This window comes from Micromonospora sp. NPDC049081 (assembly GCF_040648835.1).
GTDB lineage: Bacteria > Actinomycetota > Actinomycetes > Mycobacteriales > Micromonosporaceae > Micromonospora > Micromonospora antibiotica.
On the sequence record NZ_JBEZEK010000065.1, the window covers coordinates 1 to 1,580 of the forward strand.

Below are 1,580 nucleotides of genomic sequence, written 5' to 3' on the forward strand. Positions count from 1 at the left end.
GACAACCGCTCCAACACGACGACCCCGACACCCTCACCCCAGCCCGTGCCGTCCGCCGACGACGAGAACGCCTTGCAGCGGCCGTCCACCGACAGCGCCCGCTGCCGGCTGAACTCGACGAAGTTGACCGGCCCGGCCATCACGGTGGCCCCGCCGACCAGGGCCAGCGAGCACTCGCCGGTGCGCAGTGACCCGGCGGCGAGGTGCAGGGCGACCAGCGACGACGAACAGGCGGTGTCGACCGTGATGGCCGGCCCCTCCAGGCCGAGGGTGTAGGCGATGCGGCCGGAGGCGACGCTCGTGGTGGTGCCGGTGGAGACGTGTCCTTCGACGCCGGCCGGGGTGTGGCCCAGCCGGGTGACGTAGTCGCTGGTGATGACGCCGACGAAGACGCCGGTGTCGCTGCCGCGCAGTTCCGCCGGGTCGACGCCGGCCGCCTCGATGGCCTCCCACGAGGTCTCCAGCAGCAGCCGCTGCTGCGGATCCATCGCCGCCGCCTCACGGGGGCTGATCTCGAAGAAGTCCGCGTCGAACGTGTCGGCGTCGCGCAGGAACCCGCCCTGCCGGGTGTAGGTCCGGCCGACGGCGGCCGGGTCGGGGTCGTAGAGGTCGTCCACGTTCCAGCCCCGGTCGGTGGGGAAGTCGCCGATGGTGTCGACGCCGTCGGCGACCACCCGCCACAGGTGTTCCGGGCTGGCGACGCCGCCCGGGAACCGGCACGACATGGCGATGATGGCGACCGGGTCGTCGGCTACCGCGACGGCGGTGCGGGTCGTCGGCGTCACCGGTGCCGCGCCGTCCGGCCCGGCGACGACGGTACGCAGGTGTTCCGCCAGCGCGGCCGGGGTGGGGTGGTCGAAGACCGCGGTCGCGGCGAGCGTGATGCCGGTCGCGGCGACGAGCCGGTTGCGCAGTTCGACGGCCGTCAGCGAGTCCACACCCAGCTCCCGGAAGGGCCGCTGCGGGTCGACCGGTTCGCCGTCGGTGCGACCGAGGACCACGTCCACCTCGGCACGTACCAGGTCGGACAGGAACGCGGTCTGCTCCTGCGGGGTCTGCCCGGCCAGCCGCTGGGCCAGGTGGCCGGCGGCGTCGGTCGCCGCCGCCGCCCGCCGCCGGGCGGGTCGGACCAGCCTGCTCAGCATCGGCGGTACGGCGTCCCGGGCGGCGAACGCGCCCAGGTTCAGTCGTACCGGCAGGACCGTCGGGCGGTCGATGTCGAGGGCGGCGTCGAGGGCGGCGAGCCCCTGCTCCACCTCGATCGGCAGGACGCCGGCAGCGGCGATCCGATCGAGTTCGGCCCGCCCGAGACCGCCGGCCATTCCGCTGGTGGTGTCCCAGAGCCCCCACCCGATGGCGGTGGCGCGCAGGCCGCTGCGGTGGCGGTGGTGGGCGAGGGCGTCCTGGAAGGCGTTGGCTGCACCGTAGTTGGCCTGGCCCGGGTTCCCCATGGTCGCGGCGGCGCTGCTGTAGGTGACGAGGGTGACGTCGGGGTGGTGTTGGAGTGTGGTGTGGAGGGTGTGGGTGGTGTCGATTTTGGCGGTGAGGGTGGTGTGGAGGGTGTGGGGGGTTTGGGTGGT

General features: G+C 73.7%; 1 protein-coding gene. It reads right to left on the bottom strand.

What is annotated here, in order from left to right; genetic code table 11:
- A partial coding sequence (locus tag AB0B63_RS32465; protein ID WP_357025876.1) for a beta-ketoacyl synthase N-terminal-like domain-containing protein occupies positions 1-1,580 on the bottom strand: 1,580 nt, incomplete at both ends.